The following is a 19,835-nucleotide window of genomic DNA, read 5'->3' as shown; positions in this document are numbered from 1 at the left end:
TAAAAAGCCCTGCCAGGCGTGACCTGGCAGGGCGTGTCAGTTTTTAGCCGCCAGAGTTAACGCACAACCAATACCGGCAGCGTTGCATGGCGCACCACGCTTGAGGCGTTAGACCCCAACAGGTGTGTCGTGATGGACGGATTACGCGAACCGATTACCACGACATCCGCATCCAGTTCTTCGCCCATCTCATTAACGACATCGCGCACGCTACCAAAGCGAACATGCGTTTTAATTCGTGAAGGATCGATACTGAAGTGTCCCACCATCGTTTGCAGACGCGTTTCCGCCTCATGCTGTAAATGTTCTTCAAAGCGACGCACGTCGGCGGCAAAGCGGTGCAGACTCATGCTCGCGGACCCAGGCAGTACATGCAACAGATGAATGACGCCATCCTGTTGCGCCAGAAACTCAGCGTGGCGAATGGCTTTATCGCTAAGTTCCATTTCAAAAACATCAACCGGCATAATGATTGTCTTATACATACCCGTTACTCCCTGTTAATCAATACTGAATTTATTCAAGCATATAATAATGTTTCTTTCTGCTATTTGTCTGGCAATTTTAAATATTACGGCAACCTGATGTTAAAAAAGTCGTGTATTTTCCAGGAAAAATCCTAAAGCCACCTGTTTTGCCGGCAGTCTCTCCGGGATAGCTACCCTTTTATAGTCGAACGCAACATTCACCGTTACCCCGGAGGCTGCATGAAAGCATTGACGTATCACGGTCCACATCACGTAAAGGTTGAAAACGTACCCGATCCCGGCATTGAGCAGCCTGACGATATCATTTTGCGTGTTACCGCCACCGCAATTTGCGGATCTGATTTGCATCTTTATCGCGGCAAGATCCCACAGGTAAAACATGGCGATATTTTCGGCCATGAATTTATGGGCGAAGTGGTGGAAACCGGACATGATGTAAAGAATATTCAGAAAGGGGAGCGGGTCGTTATCCCGTTTGTCATTGCCTGTGGTGACTGCTTTTTCTGTCGGCTACAGCAATATTCAGCGTGTGAAAACACTAACGACGGACACGGCGCGGCGATGAATAAAAAACAGATCCCGCCACCGGCGGCGCTGTTTGGTTATAGCCATCTGTATGGCGGCGTTCCCGGCGGACAGGCCGAATATGTTCGCGTGCCAAAAGGTAATGTCGGTCCATTTAAGGTGCCGCCGCTGTTATCTGACGATAAAGCGCTGTTTCTTTCTGATATTTTGCCTACCGCCTGGCAGGCGGCAAAAAATGCCCAGATTCAGCAAGGTTCCAGCGTGGCGGTTTTTGGCGCAGGGCCGGTAGGATTACTGACTATCGCCTGTGCGCGACTGCTGGGCGCGGAGCAGATCTTCGTCGTTGATCACCACGCCTGGCGCCTGCGTTTCGCCGAAGAACGTTACGGCGCGATACCGATCAACTTCGATGATGAGAACGATCCGGCGGAAAAAATCATCGAGCAGACGGCAGGACACCGCGGCGTGGACGCGGTAATTGATGCCGTAGGCTTTGAAGCGAAAGGCAGCATGACGGAGACGGTGCTGACGAACCTTAAACTGGAAGGCAGCAGCGGCAAAGCGCTGCGACAATGTATCGCGGCGGTCAGACGCGGCGGCGTGGTCAGCGTGCCCGGCGTGTATGCCGGTTTTATTCACGGCTTTTTATTCGGCGACGCCTTTGATAAGGGGCTAACTTTTAAAATGGGCCAAACCCATGTTCACGCGTGGCTGGGGGAATTATTACCGCTTATTGAAAAAGGGTTGCTGAAGCCGGAGGAGATTGTCACGCACTATATGCCGTTTGAAGAGGCGGCGCGCGGCTACGAAATTTTCGAAAAACGCGAAGAAGAGTGCCGGAAGGTTATCCTGGTGCCGGGAGCGACGTCGGCACAAGCGGCGCAGAAACAGGCGACGGGAGTAATCAACCCGATGCCAGGCGGCGTTGTCTGAAACAGGCAAATGAAAGGGCTAACGGAAAGAGGATGCGCAGGCATCCTCTGTGTAAACGCATTAACGCTTATGCAGATGGTTTAACGCAGGAAGTCGCCCGCGGCTTCAGGCTGATATTCGAGTTCCAGCACTTCGAGATGGGTGGAGGCGCCGCCCGGCAGTTCCCAGTGAATGGTGTCGCCGACGCGCAGTCCCAGCAACGCCGCGCCGACGGGCGCCATTACCGAAAGCTGGGTACTGCTGTCCGTCATATTGGCGGGGTACACCAGCGTCCGCACGCGTGTTTCACCATCGCTCAAATTGCGGAATTTAACGCGGCTGTTCATGGTGACGACATCGTTCGGCATCTCTTGTGGCGAACACATTTGCGCGCGATCCAGTTCGGCGTTGAGCGCGTCGGCAATCGGCAGATCCGCATACGCAGGCTGTTCCAGAAGACGATCAATACGTTCGGCGTCAAGGTCGTTAATGATAATAGTGGGTCTGGACATTTCTTACTCCATGTCATCGATACTGCGAGTAGTGCAGGTAAATGGTCCCAAAAGAAAACCCTCACCGTCTGGCGGCGAGGGTTTAACTCTCATGATGATACTGAGACTTACCCCGTCTTTGAAGTGATTTAGTTCACATTCGGGTAAATCCTCAAACGTCATAGCCCTGAGTGAATTTTAGTCTACATTTGGGCGTGTTCTCAAATGTGGCTACGGTTTTAAACCTCTGCTTCGTCAATAACCGGCTTTATCGATAATAAACTGTTTCCCGCAGTTGCCGGGATGCGGCTGCGGCAGGAATGAGGCAGAGGAGAGCGGGGCGTTAATCATCGACGCCTTTAATGAAAACTGAATCTCTGTTAAATAGGCGGGATTGCCATGGCAGTTTACTTTAACGGCTTTGACATTATCCTGGCCCCACATTTGTGCGACGACGCTATCAAACTCAGCGCGGCTAACGGTCTTGCCGTAATTATCCGCCAGAAACTGCCCCAGCGCGCTGTCTTTTATCGCCTTATCCAGCCGTATCATGGTGCCGAAATAGGCATTGGGATCAAACCCGAAACAGGCGCCATGTTTGGCATATTCGTAGCGCTCCAGACAGGAATTCCCCCCCGCGCCGGGCATCACTTCCTTAAGCGCTGTCGCGATGTCAGGCGAAAGTCCGGGGGCGGGGGCGGAGCATTTCCGGCTGGCCTTGACTTCAGGCAGATTCGGGATTGGCCGCGTCGCACAACCAAAGCGCTGCCAGCGTCGCTGGTCAACACCGCGTGCGGCGATAGATTTGGGTAATCCAGGCCACAGGCCGTGGACGGTCAGAAAGTCTGCTTTGTTGGCTGGCTCTTTTTGCAGACGGCACTCATCGGGTTCCCGATGGCGGCGTTCATGCTGGCTTTGACAAAAACCGGTTTGCCAGGAAAGCGCCAGCACATAGTCAGTGAAATCACCGTACTGTTGCGCCTGAAGTTCGTCGGCGTTGGCGGCAAAAATTGGGGTTAAGAGGACAGCCAGCAGCGGGCTGTAATGCCATATTGTGTTCATGATGAATTCGATAATTTATACACATTATGAATGTTACCCATTTAATCATAAAAAATGCCGCTCAGGTGAACCTGAACGGCATCATTTTTAACCTACGTTGGCGTAATGTTTAATTCCACATTGCCAGAATCGGCCAGCCCACCAGCAACAGCATCGCGATATAGATAACGCCAAAGATTGCGCCAAGCCGCCAGTAGTCTCTGGATTTCACGTAACCGCAGCCGTAGATAATCACACCAGGGCCGGTGGCATACGGCGTCAGACAGCCCATGATACCGATAGACAGCACCAGCAGAATACACAATTGTTCCATCGGAACGCCCGGAATGCCTTTACCCACCGCCAGAATGACCGGCAGCATGGTCGCGGTGTGAGCGGAAAGACTGGCGAACAAATAGTGCGCGAAATAGAATACCAGTACCAGTACAATGACGGTTGCATCCGGCGAGAAACCTTCCAGATGCGTACTCATGGTATTGGCGAACCAGTCAATAAAGCCGGAGCGGGTTAAGCCATTGGCCATGACCACCAGCGTAGCGAGGTTCACCAGGGTGTTCCAGGCGCTGTTGTAGCGCGTAATGTCTTTCCACGGCACAACATGCAGCGCCAGCATCAGCGAAACGGCCAGCAGACCCACGGCAGTGGCGTTGATGATTTTTCCACCAAAAACCCACAATCCTAAGCTAAGCAGCACCAGGCCAATCAGCGTCCACTCTTTGCGGGACAGACGCCCCATGTTTTTTAACTCGCCGCCAGCCCAGGCTGCGACTTCCGCACTGTGGGTCACTTCAGGTTTATAAAGCACATAGGAGAGCCACGGCGCAACGATCAGTAAAATAATCCCTACCGGCAGAAAGCTGAGAAACCACTGCAGCCAGCTAATCTGGACGCCGGCGATCTTGCTGACGAACTCCAGACCTAACACGTTTGGCGCCGCACCAGTGACAAACATCGAAGAGCTCAGGCTGGTACTGATCACCATCATCCACATCAAATAACCACCGATGCGGCGTGCGGAAGGATCGTTTGGAAACGATTTAAACAGCGGCGGCAGGTTCTTGATAACCGGGAAGACAGTCCCGCCGGTACGAGCCGTATTGGAGGGAGTAAACGGCGCCAGCAAAATATCGATAATGACAATCGCATAGCCGAGCGTCAGCGTGCGTTTACCCATGAATTTTACCAGAAACAGCGCAATGCGGCGCCCCAGTCCGGTCACTTCGTAGCCCAGCGCGAAAATAAACGCGCCGAAAACCAGCCAGACCGTGGTGCTGGAGAAACCGGCAAGCCCCCATTTCAGCGCCTGTTTACTGGCTTTAAACGCCGGATCGGCCAGTTCTGAAGCGTCAAATAGCAGGTAATTGCTGCCGATAACGCAAATGGTTACGGCGATAAAACTGATCGCTGTCGCCGGGATCGGCTCCAGGATCATACCGACAATCATCGCGACGAAAACCGCAAAATAGTGCCAGGCCTGCGGCGGCATACCATCTGGAACAGGAATTAGCAACATGACGCCCATCACCACTAATGGGGCCAACAACTTCCATATATTATCTTTGGATAAAGACATAAATGACTCTCCGGAAAGGATATTTTCTATAATTGTGTTAATGATTAACTTGCGAAATTTGCGCTAAAAACCAGGTCACGATCAGCAGGTCGGCGCTACCGCCTGGGCTGAGATTGCGTTCAATGCATTGCTGATCGAACCGGTGGAGATAAACGAGATCGTCAGGCGTCCGTATGCCGCCCTGATGTAATAAGAACGCCGCGTGCTGCTGTAGCCAGCGCAGACCGTCCGCGCCGCCGCGCGACGCGACGTTGGTATCGCCGTTAAGCGACATCAGCAGCAGTAAGGTATCAAGCAGCGCCAGTTCCGGATCGCGCCCCTGCGCCAGTAATGCGCGGTAGTGCGGCAACGCGTGGCGGATGACCAGCGGATAGCCCGCTTCCGCTTCACCGCGCGCGCCGGTTAATCCCAGTTGCTGATACAGCCGCTGACCTGCGGTGAGCTGTAGGTTGTTCTGGCGCAGTTCGCGCGTAGTCAGGCCGCGGCAAAAATTGGCGGCGGTAGCGCAGAGGGTTTCTGCGGCGATCGGCTGGCGTAGCTGATACAGGCGGCCAATGGCGGCGCACAGTAACCCCAGCGAGAAAATGCTGCCTTTATGGGTATTGACGCCCGCCGTTGCGCGAAACATCGCTGCTTCACAGGCCATCCCCAATGGACGCAGGCCCGCCAGAACCGACTCTGGCGGCAGGCGCGTGCAGCTGGCGCCATATTCCATAAAGCGCGGCAGCCAGTGTCGAATCGCCTCCGCGCTGCGGTGAAAATCCGCCAGCGCCATATCTTTGTGCGCGCCGCAGTTTAGTCGGTCTACCAGACCGGGTTTTGGCGATAAATTTACCTCGGTCAGCATGGCGCGCCAGGCCAAATCGGCCCAGGCGTCGTACAGCGACCGCGGCTGAATGGAGGCGTTAGTCGGGTTGGCGGGAATCGGCATCATGCAGCAGCGCCTCCATATGAATCAGTAAATCAGTCAGCGCGTGGGTTTTACCCCGCGCGCATTCAGCCGCGCTTTGCCCGCACAGCAGACAGCGGCGAGCGGGAAGCGCGAAATGGCGGCGGGAGAGTATTTCGCCTTTCGCCGTCAGGACGTCGATATCCCACAGGCGCCCCAGTGGATAACGCTGTTCAAGCGTGATGGTCGCCTGTTTGAGCGCCTGAGCGGGCGCGTCAATCGCCAGCAGCCCTTCCGGCCCGCTGGCGGAAACCAGTGCAGCCTGCTCCCGGATGGTCCAGCCATACTCTTCTGCCAGCGTGTGCAGGGCTGTCACGCCGTGATTAAAGATCCGGCGGGTTAACGCGCTGTCTTTCATCGGGCCTGGCGCCACCACGGTAAAGGAGACCAGCGGAGTAGCGTGACGCGTTAGCCAGGCGCGCTGTCTTGCTTGTCTCTCATCCCGGCTGGCGAGCAGCTCAGGAATAGAAACGTCGTGACAGGTGGCGAGTTCAGGAAACAGGCGCATGGCTTATTCCTTCACCTGATGCACCACATCGATCACTGAACCGTCGCGATAACGCACGACAGCAATCACGCGGTCGGTGAATTCGATAGGGCGGGGCTGACCGGTAAGCAGTTGCGCGCGTTCGCGCAGCCACTCAATCGATACCACTTTCATTCCCGCTGCTTGCAGTCGTTCAGCCAGCTCCGGACGCGCCGGGTTGACGGCGATACCGTGATCGGTGACCAGAATGTCGACGCTGGAGCCTGGTGTGACGCAGGTGGTGACGTTATCAACCAGCGTTGGGATGCGACCGCGCACCAGCGGCGCGACGATGATGGACAGCGCCGCCGCGACGGCGGTATCGCAGTGACCGCCGGACGCGCCGCGTAGAACGCCGTCGGAGCCGGTCAGCACGTTAACATTGAAGTGGGTGTCTACTTCCAGCGCGCTCAGTACCACCACGTCCAGACGGTCGACGGAAGCGCCTTTAGAGCCCCAGTTGGCGTACTGGTTAGCGCTGATTTCGATATGGTTCGGGTTGCGGGCCAAAGATTGCGCAGCGTTACGATCGAAGCTCTGCACGTCAAGCAGTTTGCGGATTAAGCCCTTTTCATGCAGGTCGACCATGGTGGCGGTGATACCGCCCAGCGCGAAATTAGCCACAATGTTGCGGCTACGCATTTTGTCTTCCAGGAAACGGGTGACCGCCAGCGATGCGCCGCCGGTGCCGGTTTGCAGGGAGAAACCTTCGTTGAAGTAGCCGGAGTGATCAATGACTTCCGCCGCGCTGCGGGCGATCAGCAGTTCACGCGGATTAGTGGTCATGCGGGTCGCGCCAGCGCCGATTTTGTTTGCATCACCGACTTCTTCGATTTGCACAATCAGATCAACCTGATCCTGGGCGATGCTTGCCGGGTTATGCGGGTACGGCAGCAGTTGCTCCGTCAGCATCACGACCTGCTTCGCGCTGTCGGCATCCACCATCGCGTAGCCCAGTGAACCGCAACAGGCCTTGCCGGTATAACCGTTAGCATTACCGAATTCATCGCAGGAGGGCACGCCAAGAAACGCAACATCAATATTGAGTTCGCCGCTTTGTACCAGATGCACACGACCGCCGTGGGAGTGAATCTGAACCGGCTCAGCCAGCAGGCCGCGAGAAATTTCTTCCGCCAGCGGGCCGCGCAGGCCTGACGTGTAGATGCGGCTGACCACCCCGTTACGAATGTGTTCAACCAGCGGCGCATGGCAGTCGCTCAGCGAGCTGGAGGCCAGGGTCAGATTTTTGAAGCCCATCTTCGCGATGGTTTCCATCACCAGGTTAATCGTCAGATCGCCGCCGCGAAAAGCGTGGTGAAAGGAGACCGTCATGCCGTCGCGTAAACCGGAACGGCGGATGGCCTCTTCCAGGCTGGCGCACAGTTTGTGGTCGCGCGGTTTTTGCGCTTGTAGATCCAATTTTGCCGCACTGTGGTAAGCGCTCAGTTCGCTTTCAGCGTGACGGCTCCAGGCGGCTACGCGATCCTGGCGTTGAGATTCATTTTTCTGCGTCATTTTTTTGCCTTATTCTTCGCGAATACCGGAAAGTTCTGCACGGGAGAGCACCAGACGGGCGCGTTCAATCACCGGGCTGTCGACCATCTTGCCGTTAAGGGAAACGACGCCGAGACCTTCGCGGGCGGCGGCTTCTGCGGCCTCAACGACCAGACGCGCATGGGCGACCTCTTTACGCGTCGGCGCATAAAGGTTGTGCAGCAGTTCTATCTGGCGGGGGTTGATCAGTGACTTACCGTCAAAGCCCAACTGTTTAATGTGGGCGGCTTCTTGCAGGAAACCGGCTTCGTTGTTGGCGTCGGAATAGACGGTATCGAAGGCCTGAATGCCGGCGGAACGCGCGGCCTGCAAAATGGCGCAGCGGGCGAACAGCAGTTCGGTGCCTTCCGGAGAGCGTTCGGTGCGCAGGTTGCGAACATAGTCTTCCGCGCCCAGCGCAATCCCGATCAACCGTTCAGAGGCGTGGGCGATTTCTACCGCGCGGGTAATACCCAGCGGCGATTCCACGGCGGCTAACAGGCCGGTACTGCCCGGTTCGCGACCGCAGGCGTTTTCAATGCGCAGAATTTCGTTTTCGATATCAATGACGTCCTGCGCGGTGTCGGTTTTCGGTAAACGCACCACGTCCGCGCCGCCGCGCACGACCGCTTCCAGATCGTTGACGCCCCATTCGGAATCCAGCGCATTCACGCGGACAATGGTTTCGACGTCACGGTAAAGCGGGTGTTGCAGCGCGTGATATACCAGACGGCGCGCCGCGTCTTTTTCGCGTAATGCAACGGAGTCTTCCAGGTCGAACATCAGCGCGTCGGCCGGGTAGATAAACGAATTGCTCACCATCGCCGCGTTGGCGCCCGGTACGAATAACATACTGCGGCGGGTGCGGGTTTTACGTTGTTGCAGAGAGGCGGAAATCATTGGCGATCCTCCCAGGGCAGAGCGGCAATACCGCTGGCGCGCGCCAGTAGCGTTTCCAGTCGGGCGCGCAAAATGCAGTCCAGAGCGCCTTTATCATCGACGTTCAGTTGTACGCCGCGCACGTCGTAGCGAGAAAGCACCTCCAGGATGGTGGCGCGAATGGCCTCGCCAAACTGTTTTTCAACGCTACTGTTGATTTGCAGGTCAATATCCTGCGTATCGAGCGGCGCAATGCGTATCATCACATCGCCGGACTCAAGCGTGCCTGCGACGGCTAGCTGGTTTATTTTCATTTTTCACCTGTTGCTAATACGGGGGACTTTTGACGGGCTGCCGCGCTGCCCGGATGGCGTTCGACCATGCCCTGCAAATAGCGCAGGGTGGCGTCGGGAACCAGCGGCGCGATAGCCGTGAGATCGTGTTTAACCAGCAGCTTGCGTACCCAGGAGGCGGATATCGGCGTCTCCTGGAAGCAAAGCCGCTCTATTTCCACCAGCGTAATGGGTGGGGCGGGAAGCGTTGGCGTCTCCAGCCAGAAACGCATATCAAGGTTGTACTGGGCGGTAACGGTGCAAAACGGCTCCGTACCGACAAAGCGGTGTGTGATGCCAAGCGCGGGCGCCAGATACTGGCGGAAAATCTTCAGGTCGATTTCGGTATAACAGTGATTAATGACGCTCTGCTCTTTAATGAAATAGCAGGGGAACGTCGCACGAGAAATAATGTATTCGGAGCCGCGGTGAACGGTTAAGCGCGGGATATCGGTAGTCCCTTTAAGGACCAGATCGAGTCGGTCTTCATAGGGAAAGCGTGACGTATCTTCTTTGACCAGGAACAGATGCAGCCAGTCGCACTGTGCCGCCGCCTGTTGGATCAGATAGCGATGGCCGTGCGTGAAAGGATTGGCGTTCATCACAATACAGCCAATTTTCTTTCCCTCATGACGCAATGTCGCCAGCGATTCCGCATACCGTTTCAACCGGGTCGCGCTATTTTCCATTAAGACCATCACGCCAGGGACGCTGGCTATCGTCGAAAAGCTGCACTGTTTAAACAGCGCTTCGTATTCCGTTTTGGTATAAATAAAAAGATGGGTGCAGTGCCGTTCCCAGGCGAGATTAATCAATTCCGTCGCCAGCGTTAACGCTAAGCCTTCGCCGCGTACTGATTCGCTAATGGCCACGCATTTAATGATATTTCCGGCAATACCGCCGCAGGCAATAAGACGGTCATCACGGCTGACGGTAATAAACACTTCTACAGTGGTATCGACGCTTAAATCATTCTCTTTGAGAAAGTGAGCGATCTCCGCCATTTTTTTATTTTCAGAGCGTTTTACCCGAGTGAATACATTATTGCCAAATATAGTAAGAAATATCCTGGTGATATGCTTGTTGCCACTTTTCTGTATATGTTGCGCTGTGTTGCAACTTGATAACTTTTTCTTTTCAGTCAGAGTGGGAGTATTTTTATGACGAGTTATTTATTTTTCTCTCTGACGTATACATCGTAAGGAGTATTTTGGTGGTAAATTTTGATTTATTTCACAAAGCGTTAGATGGTTTTTAAGTGTTTTATGGTTTTAAGTTTTTTAATTAATTTAATCGCCATTCCGGCGGTGGGTTTTAGTTGTTTAATTGATTTAATGTGGGGAATCTGTAACGATTGGTTTTTATATGCTTCAAGATACTCAAAACATTTTTATTACATTTGCGATAAATCTGAAGAGAAATGCCCATAAGGAACCTTAATGTCCTATCAGAAAAATAAAAAGCTGTTTCCTTTTTTTCGGCAACTCGCGTTTCCGTTACGTATTTTTCTGCTCATTCTGGTGGTTTCTGTTTTCATCGTGGCAGCGTTAGCACAATATTTGTCTGCCAGTTTCGAAGATTATCTGGCGTCCCATGTTCGTGATATGGCGATGAATCAGGCAAAAATTATTGCTTCTAACGACAGCATTATCGCTGCCGTAAAAAGCCGGGACTATAAACGCCTGGCGATAATTGCGAATAAACTGCAGCGCGGGACGGATTTTGACTATGTGGTGATAGGCGATCGCCACTCGATCCGGCTTTACCATCCGAATCCGGAAAAAATCGGCTATCCCATGCAGTTTACGAAACCCGGCGCGCTGGAAAGAGGAGAAAGTTATTTCATTACCGGTAAGGGCTCAATAGGGATGGCGATGCGCGCCAAAACGCCTATCTTTGACAACAAAGGCAACGTGATCGGCGTTGTTTCAATTGGCTATCTGGTCAGTAAAATCGACTCCTGGCGGCTGGACTTCTTATTACCGATGGCGGGGGTTTTTGTCCTGTTGCTGGTGGTATTAATGCTGCTTTCCTGGTTTTTCGCCGCGCATATCCGCCGACAAATGCTGGGCATGGAGCCGAAACAGATTGCGCGCGTGGTACGCCAGCAGGAGGCGTTATTTAGCTCGGTTTATGAAGGGCTGATCGCCGTTGATCCGGAGGGACATATTACCGCGATTAACCGCAGTGCGAGAAAAATGTTGGGGCTGCCGTCGCCGGGGCGTCAGTGGCTGGGCAAGCTGATAGCGGAAGTCGTCAATCCGGCAGACTTTTTTACCTGCCAGATCGCGGAAAGACGCCAGGACGTGATGGCCAACTTCAATGGCCTGAGCGTCATCGCCAATCGTGAGGCTATCCGTTCCGGCGAGGAGCTGCTGGGCGCTATTATTAGTTTTCGCAGCAAAGATGAAATCGCGACGTTGAACGCGCAGCTAACCCAGATTAAACAGTATGTTGAGAGCCTGCGCACGCTACGCCATGAGCACCTGAACTGGATGTCGACTCTGAACGGCCTGCTGCAAATGAAAGAGTATGATCGGGTCAGAGAGATGGTGCAGGGCGAATCGCAGGCGCAGCAGCAACTTATTGATAGTTTACGCGGCGCCTTCGCCGATCGTCAGGTGGCCGGTTTGCTGTTTGGCAAAGTTCAGCGCGCGCGTGAACTGGGGCTCAAGATGGTGATTGTTCCCGGCAGCCAGCTACATCAACTGCCGGAGGGGCTGGATAGCACGGAGTTCGCCGCCATCGTCGGGAATCTGCTGGATAACGCGTTTGAGGCGAGTTTGCGTACACAGGAAGGCGACAATACCATCGAACTTTTCCTGAGCGACGAGGGCGACGAGGTGGTGATAGAGGTCGCTGACCAGGGCTGCGGCGTTCCTGAAGCGCTGCGGGAAAAAATTTTTGAACAGGGCGTAAGTACCCGCACCGACGAACCCGGTGAGCATGGTATCGGGTTATATCTGATTGCAAGTTATGTGGGGCGCTGTGGCGGGGTCATTACGCTGGAAGACAATGATCCTTGTGGCACCTTATTTTCTTTATTCCTTCCGAAAGTGAAAAAAAACGATGACAGAACCATTAACCCTATTGATCGTTGAGGATGAAACGCTGCTGGCGGAGATGCACGCAGAATATATCCGCCATATTCCTGGCTTTAAGCAGATATGGCTGGCGGGCAATCTGGCGCAGGCGAGAATGATGATTGACCGGTTCAAACCTGGATTAATTCTGTTGGATAATTATCTGCCGGATGGGAAGGGGATTACGCTGCTGCATGAATTAATGCAGTCGCGCTATCCCGGCGGCGTTGTGTTTACGACCGCCGCCAGTGACATGGAGACGGTAGCGGAAGCGGTACGTAGCGGCGCGTTTGATTATCTGGTCAAACCTATTGCTTATGAGCGTTTGGGGCAGACGCTGACCCGCTATCAACAGCGCAGACGTATGCTGGCGAGCGCGGATAGCGCAAGCCAGAAGCAGATAGATGAAATGTTCAACGCCTATGCGCGCGGCGAACCGAAAGGGGATTTGCCGACCGGTATTGATGCCTTAACCCTTAATGCGGTGATGAAGCTGTTTGCCGATCCAACCGTACGCCATACGGCTGAAACGGTCGCGCAGGCCTTAACGATAAGCCGCACCACATCCCGACGCTACCTGGAATATTGCGCGAGTCGGCACCTGATTGTCGCAGAGATTATTCATGGCAAAGTGGGCAGGCCGCAGCGTATTTACCACGGCGGCTAAGCCTGGTTTAAGATGCCGGGGCGATGTTTTCCCTCGCCCCGGCTTACCGGCTATCAGCTGCCAGTAACGCTGGAAGAGGCGCCTGGCACCATAATTTCCGTGGCGATAATGACGATCAACAGACCGACGATGACCGGAACGGACGTGCGCTTCACCACTTCAAACGGTGATATTTTAGCCATCCCGGCGACAGCGACCACGACGCCGGAGACCGGCGAAATCGTGCGCCCCAGGTTTGAGGCTTGCAGCATTGGGATGGATAAATAGGCTGGGTTGATACCGGAGGAGTGCGCCAGTTTAGGGATCATCTCAACAAAGGCGTAAAAAGGCGCATTGCCTGAACCGGTGGTCATCGCGGCCAGCATGGTTAAAATCACTAATACCAGCATCAGAATAATGCTGGCGGAACCAAAAGAAGTGGCAATCGAGATCAGACTTTGGATAAAGCCAATGGTGCTCAGCCCCTGGGCGAAAACGCCCGCCGCGACCAGCAGCATCACAACGCCGGCAAACGCATCCGCCATGCCGCGATAAGCCACTTCCAGGCCGGAAAACACATTTTGCGTGTTGAAGCCGCGCACGAATTCCAGCACGGCGGCCAGCAGCATACAGATCACCAGAATGGTAATAATGTGCAACTGCGGCCCCCATTTACCGTCAAAAATCAGTACGCCGATAATGGGCGTGAACGGCAAAAGGGCATAAAACGCCGGGGCCGTGGTGGTAATCTCCGCCACGTCCAGCATCTCATGTGAAATGTTCTCTTTTTTATCCAGATAGCGTTGCCAGAAAAAATGCGCAATCGCCATACCGATAATGGCGGCGATGGAAATCGGCAGCGTGGTTTTGAACGCAAAATCGATTAACGGCATCTCCGCCGCTTTTGCGGCTAAAACCACATCGCCAGACGTTGGCGAGAGGATGATGGCGGCCGGCGAAGCGCAAATAGCCGCCGCCGCGCCGCGGCTAATGCCGACGTTGACCATCACCGGGAAGAGAGTAGCCATGAGCAGTACGCCAAGCCCCGTCGCGGAAGAGACGGCCAGCGACATCAGGCAGGCGACAAAATAGGCGGCAATCATCAACAGGTAGGGCGAGTTTATGTACTGTAAAGGTTTCGACGCTAGCTTCACGACCATATCATTCGCGCCGATATGCGTCATATAGGCGGCAAAGCCGCACAGCATCATGATCATCATGCCAAGATCGCCGCCGCGACTCATAAGCAAAATTTTGATGTATTCAACAATATCTGTTGCGGTATAGCCGGTACTGGTTTCGCTGGCAGGTAATACCTTATGCCCCATCAGCGCGCTGATAATAAGCAGAACCAGACCGCCGACAAATAAAACGCCAGTGGCGGAATATCCCTTAATGATGTAGCGCGCTACACCCACAATAACGACGACTCCGATAAGGAGCTCTATAACTGTTAGCATTGTTTCCCCTGTCTTATCGACACCCAGAGTAAAAATAAGAACCACAAAAGTGGTATAAAAATGTACCGAATAAAGGATGGCGCCTTACTGATTAAAATCACGGCGCGGTTATTTTTTCATGTCATCGCTAAAGATGAAATATGCTTAAACGAATTTTCTGTAGCGCTATAAGTATTAATTTATTGTTATTTTATTGTTTTATTTGTTGTGCTTTGTTTTGTGTTTTTTGTGAAAGCTTATTAAGGAGCGCGCGACGGTTCTGAGTGCTAAATCAAACGCCGTTAACCCGATACTCTCTCAGATTATTCTCTGTTTATAGTTTGTTAAGATTTTATTCAGGTTAATGTTGTTATTATCACAGTCGAATTTTTGAACGGTATGGCTGTTGTGATGATTATCAGAAAGTATTTTCTTATTATTGCTCTCCTTGTTATGCCATGGCTGGCTATTCCTTCAGTCTCTGCGGCGGATAAAGGGTGGTTTAACACGTTTACCGATAACGTCGCAGAAACGTGGCGACAGCCTGAGCATTATGATTTGTATGTCCCCGCCATTACCTGGCATGCGCGCTTTGCCTACGATAAAGAGAAAACGGATCGCTATAACGAGCGGCCGTGGGGCGTTGGTTTTGGTCAGTCGCGCTGGGACGACAAAGGCAACTGGCATGGCCTCTATATGATGGCCTTTAAAGATTCATTTAACAAATGGGAACCCATAGGCGGTTATGGCTGGGAAAAAACCTGGCGACCGCTGGAAGACGATAATTTTCGTCTGGGACTGGGCTTTACCGCAGGCGTTACCGCGCGCGACAACTGGAATTATATTCCCATCCCTGTGCTGTTGCCTTTAGCGTCGATAGGCTATGGTCCCGCTACCTTTCAGATGACCTACATTCCGGGTTCGTATAACAACGGAAACGTCTATTTCGCCTGGATGCGTTTCCAGTTTTGACGGGGAAGGGCATTGTTCTGTTGTGAATTAAAAAGCCTTAAAAAACAATAAGTAGATAGGGTTTGCTAAAAATTAACGCGATATTTATCACTTTTTCGCAAAGTTCGACTGGACAAAATGCATCACAATTGTTGTACTGGTATCCGACACAGCATTTGTGTCTATTTTTCATGTAAAGGTAATTTTGATGTCTAAGATTAAAGGTAACGTTAAGTGGTTTAATGAATCCAAAGGATTCGGTTTCATTACTCCGGAAGATGGCAGCAAAGACGTGTTCGTACACTTCTCTGCAATCCAGACCAATGGTTTTAAAACTCTGGCTGAAGGTCAGCGCGTAGAGTTCGAAATCACTAACGGTGCCAAAGGCCCTTCCGCTGCAAACGTAACTGCTCTGTAAGCATACGTCCGACAGCAAGATTTCAAAACCCGCCCTTTCGGCGGGTTTTTTTTGCGCTTAACGCGCCGCTGCGGCGGAAAATAGCCAGAATGCCAGCGCCGTCATGGCAAACGAACCCAACAGGTTAATCAGCACATTCAGCAGCGCCCAGCCAAAGCGCCCCTCTTGCAGCAAGAATACCACTTCGGCAGAAAAAGTAGAAAAGGTCGTCAGGCCGCCGCAAAAGCCAGTCGTAATGAGCACTTTCCACATCGGATCGATATGTGTCATGCGGTTAAACCAGGCGAACCCCATGCCGATAATAAACGCGCCAAGCAAATTTGCTGTTAGCGTACCGATGGGAATCGCCTGATGAAGCGGATTAAAACGCATACTGAGCATCCACCGGGCTACGCTCCCCGTTCCACCGCCGATAAAAACTGCTAAAAGAAGCTGTAACACTGCCGAATCCTTTATTTAGTTGCTATACAGGAGGAGTGTAACGCCGAACACGCATAATTGGCGAGTCCTGACAGAGGTGTGGGAGGGGATATGTTCGTTGCAGCCGGGCAGTTTGTGGTGAGTTCTGTATGGGAAAAGAATGCGCAAGTTTGCGTTTCGTTAATGGCTCAGGCGGCGGGCCGCGGCGTATCGCTTCTGGTGCTGCCTGAGGGGATATTAGCGCGAGATGACATCGACCTTGACCTGCCGATTCGCGCCGCGCAGCCGCTGGATGGCGCGTTTATGACGCGGCTTCAGGAAGAAAGCGCTCATAATAATATGACGACGATATTCACTATCCTTGTCCCGTCAACGCCTGGACGGGCGGTTAATATGCTGGTGGCGCTACGGGCGGGTCACATTGTCGCGCGTTACGCGAAGCTGCATCTCTATGATGCGTTTTCGATGCAAGAATCCCAAAGTATTGATGCCGGAACCGTTATCGCGCCTGTGCTGGACGTGGAGGGGGTTAAGGTGGGGCTTATGACCTGTTATGACCTGCGCTTTCCGGACATGGCGTTAGCGCTGGCTTTACAGGGGGCTGACGTATTGGCGCTGCCGACGGGCTGGGTTCGCGGCCCGTTGAAAGAGCAGCAGTGGTCGACGCTGCTGGCGGCGAGAGCGCTGGATACCACCTGCTATATGATTGCGGCCGGGGAGTGTGGTAATCGTAATATTGGTCAAAGTCGTATTATCGATCCGTTGGGGGTAACGATAGCCGCGGCAGCCGATCGTCCGGCGCTGATCGTCGCGGAAATATTCAGAGAACGAATAGACCAGGTGCGGGAGCAACTTCCTCTTTTGCAGCAACGACGATTTGCGCCACCGCAATTATTATGATGTTTTTTTACGCAAAGCTTGATTCACCTTGTTACAGATTGCTATTGTGTGCGCGCGTCGAAAGACCGTTAATATTCTCAGGTTAATCCGGCGCGTTACGCAGCCTGTTTTTAGTGAAGAAGGTATCTATGGGTGAGATTAGTATTACCAAACTGCTGGTGGTTGCCGCACTGGTTGTTCTGCTGTTTGGTACCAAGAAGTTACGTACGCTGGGCGGAGACCTGGGCACGGCGATTAAAGGATTCAAGAAAGCAATGAACGATGAAGACGCGGGCGTTAAGAAAGACGTCGACGGTAGCGTTCAGGCTGAAAAACTCTCGCACAAAGAGTAATTGCGCGATGCGCTTGCTCCGCAGAGTAAAAAAACCGGCGAGTTGCCGGTTTTTTTTGCCTGAAATGTAAGCGTCTATTACACGATCATTTCACTTCCATGCCTTTGGCCTGGAGATCAGCATGGTACGAAGAACGTACAAAGGGGCCACAGGCGGCATGGGTAAAGCCCATCGCCAGGGCTTCCGCTTTCATCTCGTCAAACTCTTCCGGGCTGACATAACGCTGTACCGGCAGGTGATGGCGGCTTGGCTGTAGATACTGACCAAGCGTCAGCATGGTAACGCCGTGACGGCGTAAGTCGCGCATAACCTCAATGATTTCCGCATTGGTTTCGCCTAAGCCCACCATCAGACCCGATTTTGTCGGAATTTCCGGGTGCGCTTCTTTGAAGCGTTCCAGTAATTTCAGCGACCAGTTGTAATCGGCGCCCGGACGAACCTGGCGGTAAATACGCGGCACGTTTTCCAGGTTGTGGTTAAACACATCCGGCGGCGTCGCGTTAAGGATATCCAGCGCGCGATCCATACGTCCACGGAAGTCTGGCACCAGGGTCTCTATTTTTATCTCCGGGCTTTTGGCGCGGATGGCAGTGATGCAGTCAGCAAAATGCTGGGCACCGCCGTCACGCAGATCGTCACGGTCGACAGAGGTGATGACCACATAGCGTAGCGCCATGTCGGCGATCGTTTGCGCCAGTTTCTGCGGCTCTTCCGCATCCGGCGCAACGGGGCGGCCATGGGCGACATCACAGAACGGACAGCGGCGAGTGCAAATGGCGCCAAGGATCATAAACGTAGCGGTACCGTGGTTGAAACATTCAGCCAGGTTTGGGCAAGACGCTTCCTCGCAGACAGAATGCAGGCCATTTTTGCGCATTGCGGCTTTGATGCCCTGGATACGGGTAGAATCCGCCGGAAGTTTTATTTTCATCCATTCCGGTTTACGTAGTAGAGCGTCGCGCTCTGTGACCACATTTTTAACCGGGATAAGAGCCATCTTATCGGCATCGCGGTATTTTACACCGCGTTCCATCACAATGGGTTTACTCATAGCGTGCGTGTTCCAGTTGCGAATAACGAAGGAAAGCGTTTCAATTCAAGGGAAAGTTGTATTTATCAACTATTTTTGAATTTGTGACACGCAGTATATCATTGATAAGGGCCATAAAGCAGCCTGACAGCCCGGCAAAATGTAAAATAGTTGTTGTTTTGTGCTGTTTGCCCATATCTTCCGTGACCTGAATGCAACATTTTTGTCAGAACGCCTCACGGATGATATCAATGACGTTCTCCAGCACCGGATCGCGCAGACTCAGTTTATTGTAATGCAGCGAGAACTCGACCTGTTCACTATTCACCGGCGCGTAGGGAAGGCGTTCAAGCGGCCAGCAACGGCTAAATAAGTCGTAGAAGCGGGTGGGCATCAGTCCCAGCAGATCGCTGCTGGCGATCAGCGAGGCAATGGTAAAAATATTGTAGCTGCTAAAACTGATTTGCTGATCGGGAAATGTCTCCTGCAGTCGCTGGCGCAGCAGGGAAAGATGTTGTCCCTCCAGCATCAGAAAGGTGTGATCCGCGCTGTTCAGTCTCTCTTCAGTAATGGCGTTCGCCAGACACGGGTGATGCTGGCGGCAGACAATCTCAAGCGTATCGCTAAACAGGACGTGATGCTGAATGCTCCGGTTGTTATAGCTATGGGTATTGATAATGAGATCGGTCTGAAACTGACTAAGCTGGCTTTCGGCATCGTCTACCGGAATGTTGCGCAGCAAAAGCTGAGGATAACGCGGCCTGATGGCCTGGTAAATAATCGGCATCACTAGCGCGCCGACCGAAGGCGTCGTGCCAATTGTAATGGTGCGTTGCTTATCATAGCTGCCCGTAAGATCCAGGGCGCCAAGAATAGATTCCAGCCCCTGGCTGATGTATTCGTGCAGATGCGTAGCATACGTCGTGGGCGTTACGCCCTGGCCTTTGCGAATAAACAGCGGATCGGGAAATATAGTCCTTAATTTTTGAATGGACTGGCTAATGGCTGACGGCGTCAGGTTAAGAATTTTCGCTGCATTGACGATCCCTTTATGGACATATACGGCCTCGAAAATCGTCAACAGATTGAGGTCAATATTTCTCAGTGTTCTGAAAATTTGCGGTTTGTCTTGTAGGTGTTGATCGGCCGGTTGTCTTTCTGCCTGATTATTATCACTCACGCTCTGGCTCCGAATTCATTCGTATTATGAATAATAGATGAAATAGTATATTTTGCATTTATGAGTTGGTTTTAAAATTACTCTTATGAATGTATTTTTAGTCATTTCAATAAGATAAGTAACAGCAAGGCCGGGATTTTGTTCACGGAAAATTCCTCATCATGAG

Annotated in this window: 21 protein-coding genes; 7 read left to right on the top strand and 14 right to left on the bottom strand. The window is 52.8% G+C overall.

The genetic code is table 11. From position 1 onward, the window contains the following. Positions 1-56: 56 nt before the first annotated feature. The gene (gene uspG, locus HU143_RS16015; protein ID WP_000278499.1) at positions 57-485 is read right to left on the bottom strand and encodes a universal stress protein UspG; all 429 of its coding nucleotides are present in this window, start codon (positions 483-485) and stop codon (positions 57-59) included. A gap of 222 nt (positions 486-707) precedes the next feature. On the opposite strand from uspG, the gene HU143_RS16010 reads away from it, so the two are divergent. Next, complete coding sequence (locus HU143_RS16010; protein WP_023227389.1) at positions 708-1,946, top strand: zinc-dependent alcohol dehydrogenase; 1,239 nt, start codon at positions 708-710, stop codon at positions 1,944-1,946. Positions 1,947-2,026: 80 nt separating this feature from the next. On the opposite strand, the gene rnk is transcribed toward HU143_RS16010, so the two are convergent. The 9 genes from rnk to citC form a co-directional block, all read right to left on the bottom strand. Further along, positions 2,027-2,437, bottom strand: coding sequence for a nucleoside diphosphate kinase regulator (rnk, locus tag HU143_RS16005; RefSeq protein WP_000089748.1), 411 nt, complete (start codon positions 2,435-2,437; stop codon positions 2,027-2,029). Between the two features lie 234 nt (positions 2,438-2,671). Further along, the gene (rna, locus tag HU143_RS16000) at positions 2,672-3,478 is read right to left on the bottom strand and encodes a ribonuclease I (protein ID WP_023227390.1); all 807 of its coding nucleotides are present in this window, start codon (positions 3,476-3,478) and stop codon (positions 2,672-2,674) included. 109 nt (positions 3,479-3,587) lie between these two features. Further along, positions 3,588-5,051 (bottom strand): citrate/succinate antiporter CitT, encoded by a 1,464-nt coding sequence (gene citT, locus HU143_RS15995; RefSeq protein WP_000059029.1) that lies wholly within the window; start codon positions 5,049-5,051, stop codon positions 3,588-3,590. 37 nt (positions 5,052-5,088) lie between these two features. Beyond that, positions 5,089-5,985 carry a triphosphoribosyl-dephospho-CoA synthase CitG gene (gene citG, locus HU143_RS15990; RefSeq protein WP_051129100.1) on the bottom strand — a complete coding sequence of 299 codons (897 nt, stop codon included), beginning with the start codon at positions 5,983-5,985 and terminating at the stop codon, positions 5,089-5,091. Further along, positions 5,957-6,508 carry a citrate lyase holo-[acyl-carrier protein] synthase gene (citX, locus tag HU143_RS15985; RefSeq protein ID WP_001236076.1) on the bottom strand — a complete coding sequence of 184 codons (552 nt, stop codon included), beginning with the start codon at positions 6,506-6,508 and terminating at the stop codon, positions 5,957-5,959. Before citX ends, citG begins: the two co-directional genes overlap by 29 nt. Positions 6,509-6,511: 3 nt before the next feature. Then, the gene (gene citF / locus HU143_RS15980) at positions 6,512-8,041 is read right to left on the bottom strand and encodes a citrate lyase subunit alpha (protein WP_023227392.1); all 1,530 of its coding nucleotides are present in this window, start codon (positions 8,039-8,041) and stop codon (positions 6,512-6,514) included. 9 nt (positions 8,042-8,050) lie between these two features. Then, positions 8,051-8,959 carry a citrate (pro-3S)-lyase subunit beta gene (gene citE / locus HU143_RS15975; protein WP_000622342.1) on the bottom strand — a complete coding sequence of 303 codons (909 nt, stop codon included), beginning with the start codon at positions 8,957-8,959 and terminating at the stop codon, positions 8,051-8,053. Continuing rightward, the gene (citD, locus tag HU143_RS15970) at positions 8,956-9,252 is read right to left on the bottom strand and encodes a citrate lyase acyl carrier protein (RefSeq protein WP_000700679.1); all 297 of its coding nucleotides are present in this window, start codon (positions 9,250-9,252) and stop codon (positions 8,956-8,958) included. The genes citE and citD overlap by 4 nt, the downstream gene beginning before the upstream one ends. Then, positions 9,249-10,325 carry a [citrate (pro-3S)-lyase] ligase gene (citC, locus tag HU143_RS15965; protein ID WP_000467872.1) on the bottom strand — a complete coding sequence of 359 codons (1,077 nt, stop codon included), beginning with the start codon at positions 10,323-10,325 and terminating at the stop codon, positions 9,249-9,251. The genes citD and citC overlap by 4 nt, the downstream gene beginning before the upstream one ends. Positions 10,326-10,709: 384 nt before the next feature. On the opposite strand from citC, the gene dpiB reads away from it, so the two are divergent. Both dpiB and dpiA read left to right on the top strand, forming a co-directional pair. Beyond that, positions 10,710-12,371, top strand: a complete 1,662-nt coding sequence (gene dpiB, locus HU143_RS15960; RefSeq protein ID WP_023227393.1) for a sensor histidine kinase DpiB — start codon at positions 10,710-10,712, stop codon at positions 12,369-12,371. Beyond that, on the top strand, positions 12,340-13,020 hold the full coding sequence (gene dpiA, locus HU143_RS15955; protein WP_000138779.1) for a two-component response regulator DpiA: 681 nt from the start codon (positions 12,340-12,342) through the stop codon (positions 13,018-13,020). Before dpiB ends, dpiA begins: the two co-directional genes overlap by 32 nt. A gap of 53 nt (positions 13,021-13,073) precedes the next feature. On the opposite strand, the gene dcuC is transcribed toward dpiA, so the two are convergent. Further along, on the bottom strand, positions 13,074-14,459 hold the full coding sequence (gene dcuC / locus HU143_RS15950; protein WP_023227394.1) for an anaerobic C4-dicarboxylate transporter DcuC: 1,386 nt from the start codon (positions 14,457-14,459) through the stop codon (positions 13,074-13,076). A 378-nt stretch (positions 14,460-14,837) separates the two neighbouring features. Between dcuC and pagP the strand changes: the two genes are divergently transcribed. Continuing rightward, positions 14,838-15,410 carry a lipid IV(A) palmitoyltransferase PagP gene (gene pagP, locus HU143_RS15945; RefSeq protein ID WP_001623090.1) on the top strand — a complete coding sequence of 191 codons (573 nt, stop codon included), beginning with the start codon at positions 14,838-14,840 and terminating at the stop codon, positions 15,408-15,410. A 187-nt stretch (positions 15,411-15,597) separates the two neighbouring features. Further along, the gene (gene cspE, locus HU143_RS15940; protein ID WP_000034826.1) at positions 15,598-15,807 is read left to right on the top strand and encodes a transcription antiterminator/RNA stability regulator CspE; all 210 of its coding nucleotides are present in this window, start codon (positions 15,598-15,600) and stop codon (positions 15,805-15,807) included. A 57-nt stretch (positions 15,808-15,864) separates the two neighbouring features. Here the strand turns inward: cspE and crcB are convergent, their stop codons facing one another. Next, on the bottom strand, positions 15,865-16,248 hold the full coding sequence (crcB, locus tag HU143_RS15935) for a fluoride efflux transporter CrcB (RefSeq protein WP_000939753.1): 384 nt from the start codon (positions 16,246-16,248) through the stop codon (positions 15,865-15,867). A gap of 90 nt (positions 16,249-16,338) precedes the next feature. Between crcB and HU143_RS15930 the strand changes: the two genes are divergently transcribed. Together HU143_RS15930 and tatE are read left to right on the top strand one after the other, a co-directional pair. Then, positions 16,339-17,127 (top strand): deaminated glutathione amidase, encoded by a 789-nt coding sequence (locus HU143_RS15930; RefSeq protein ID WP_023227395.1) that lies wholly within the window; start codon positions 16,339-16,341, stop codon positions 17,125-17,127. Between the two features lie 128 nt (positions 17,128-17,255). Further along, complete coding sequence (tatE, locus tag HU143_RS15925) at positions 17,256-17,459, top strand: twin-arginine translocase subunit TatE (protein ID WP_000503938.1); 204 nt, start codon at positions 17,256-17,258, stop codon at positions 17,457-17,459. An 85-nt stretch (positions 17,460-17,544) separates the two neighbouring features. Here tatE and lipA read toward each other — a convergent pair whose 3' ends face one another. Together lipA and HU143_RS15915 are read right to left on the bottom strand one after the other, a co-directional pair. Next, entirely contained in the window at positions 17,545-18,510 is a 966-nt protein-coding gene (gene lipA / locus HU143_RS15920; protein ID WP_000042640.1) for a lipoyl synthase, read from the bottom strand. 205 nt (positions 18,511-18,715) lie between these two features. After that, a complete protein-coding gene (locus tag HU143_RS15915; protein WP_001282817.1) occupies positions 18,716-19,669 on the bottom strand; it encodes a YbeF family transcriptional regulator in 954 nt (317 codons plus the stop codon). Positions 19,670-19,835: the final 166 nt, after the last annotated feature.

It is taken from the genome of Salmonella sp. SJTUF14076 (genome assembly GCF_015534835.1).
Taxonomy (GTDB): Bacteria; Pseudomonadota; Gammaproteobacteria; order Enterobacterales; family Enterobacteriaceae; genus Salmonella; species Salmonella enterica.
Note: the sequence above shows the minus strand (reverse complement) of the source record. Positions and strands in the feature narration are given on the sequence as shown.

Coding starts and splice junctions, on each gene's coding strand:
- uspG (WP_000278499.1), bottom strand. CDS start 485: ATGTATAAGACAATCATTATGCCGGTTGATGTTTTTGAAATGGAACTT.
- rnk (WP_000089748.1), bottom strand. CDS start 2,437: ATGTCCAGACCCACTATTATCATTAACGACCTTGACGCCGAACGTATT.
- cspE (WP_000034826.1), top strand. CDS start 15,598: ATGTCTAAGATTAAAGGTAACGTTAAGTGGTTTAATGAATCCAAAGGA.
- dpiA (WP_000138779.1), top strand. CDS start 12,340: ATGACAGAACCATTAACCCTATTGATCGTTGAGGATGAAACGCTGCTG.
- dpiB (WP_023227393.1), top strand. CDS start 10,710: ATGTCCTATCAGAAAAATAAAAAGCTGTTTCCTTTTTTTCGGCAACTC.
- tatE (WP_000503938.1), top strand. CDS start 17,256: ATGGGTGAGATTAGTATTACCAAACTGCTGGTGGTTGCCGCACTGGTT.
- dcuC (WP_023227394.1), bottom strand. CDS start 14,459: ATGCTAACAGTTATAGAGCTCCTTATCGGAGTCGTCGTTATTGTGGGT.
- HU143_RS15930 (WP_023227395.1), top strand. CDS start 16,339: ATGTTCGTTGCAGCCGGGCAGTTTGTGGTGAGTTCTGTATGGGAAAAG.
- citE (WP_000622342.1), bottom strand. CDS start 8,959: ATGATTTCCGCCTCTCTGCAACAACGTAAAACCCGCACCCGCCGCAGT.
- rna (WP_023227390.1), bottom strand. CDS start 3,478: ATGAACACAATATGGCATTACAGCCCGCTGCTGGCTGTCCTCTTAACC.
- citD (WP_000700679.1), bottom strand. CDS start 9,252: ATGAAAATAAACCAGCTAGCCGTCGCAGGCACGCTTGAGTCCGGCGAT.
- citX (WP_001236076.1), bottom strand. CDS start 6,508: ATGCGCCTGTTTCCTGAACTCGCCACCTGTCACGACGTTTCTATTCCT.
- HU143_RS16010 (WP_023227389.1), top strand. CDS start 708: ATGAAAGCATTGACGTATCACGGTCCACATCACGTAAAGGTTGAAAAC.
- lipA (WP_000042640.1), bottom strand. CDS start 18,510: ATGAGTAAACCCATTGTGATGGAACGCGGTGTAAAATACCGCGATGCC.
- citG (WP_051129100.1), bottom strand. CDS start 5,985: ATGATGCCGATTCCCGCCAACCCGACTAACGCCTCCATTCAGCCGCGG.
- citF (WP_023227392.1), bottom strand. CDS start 8,041: ATGACGCAGAAAAATGAATCTCAACGCCAGGATCGCGTAGCCGCCTGG.
- citT (WP_000059029.1), bottom strand. CDS start 5,051: ATGTCTTTATCCAAAGATAATATATGGAAGTTGTTGGCCCCATTAGTG.
- pagP (WP_001623090.1), top strand. CDS start 14,838: ATGGCTGTTGTGATGATTATCAGAAAGTATTTTCTTATTATTGCTCTC.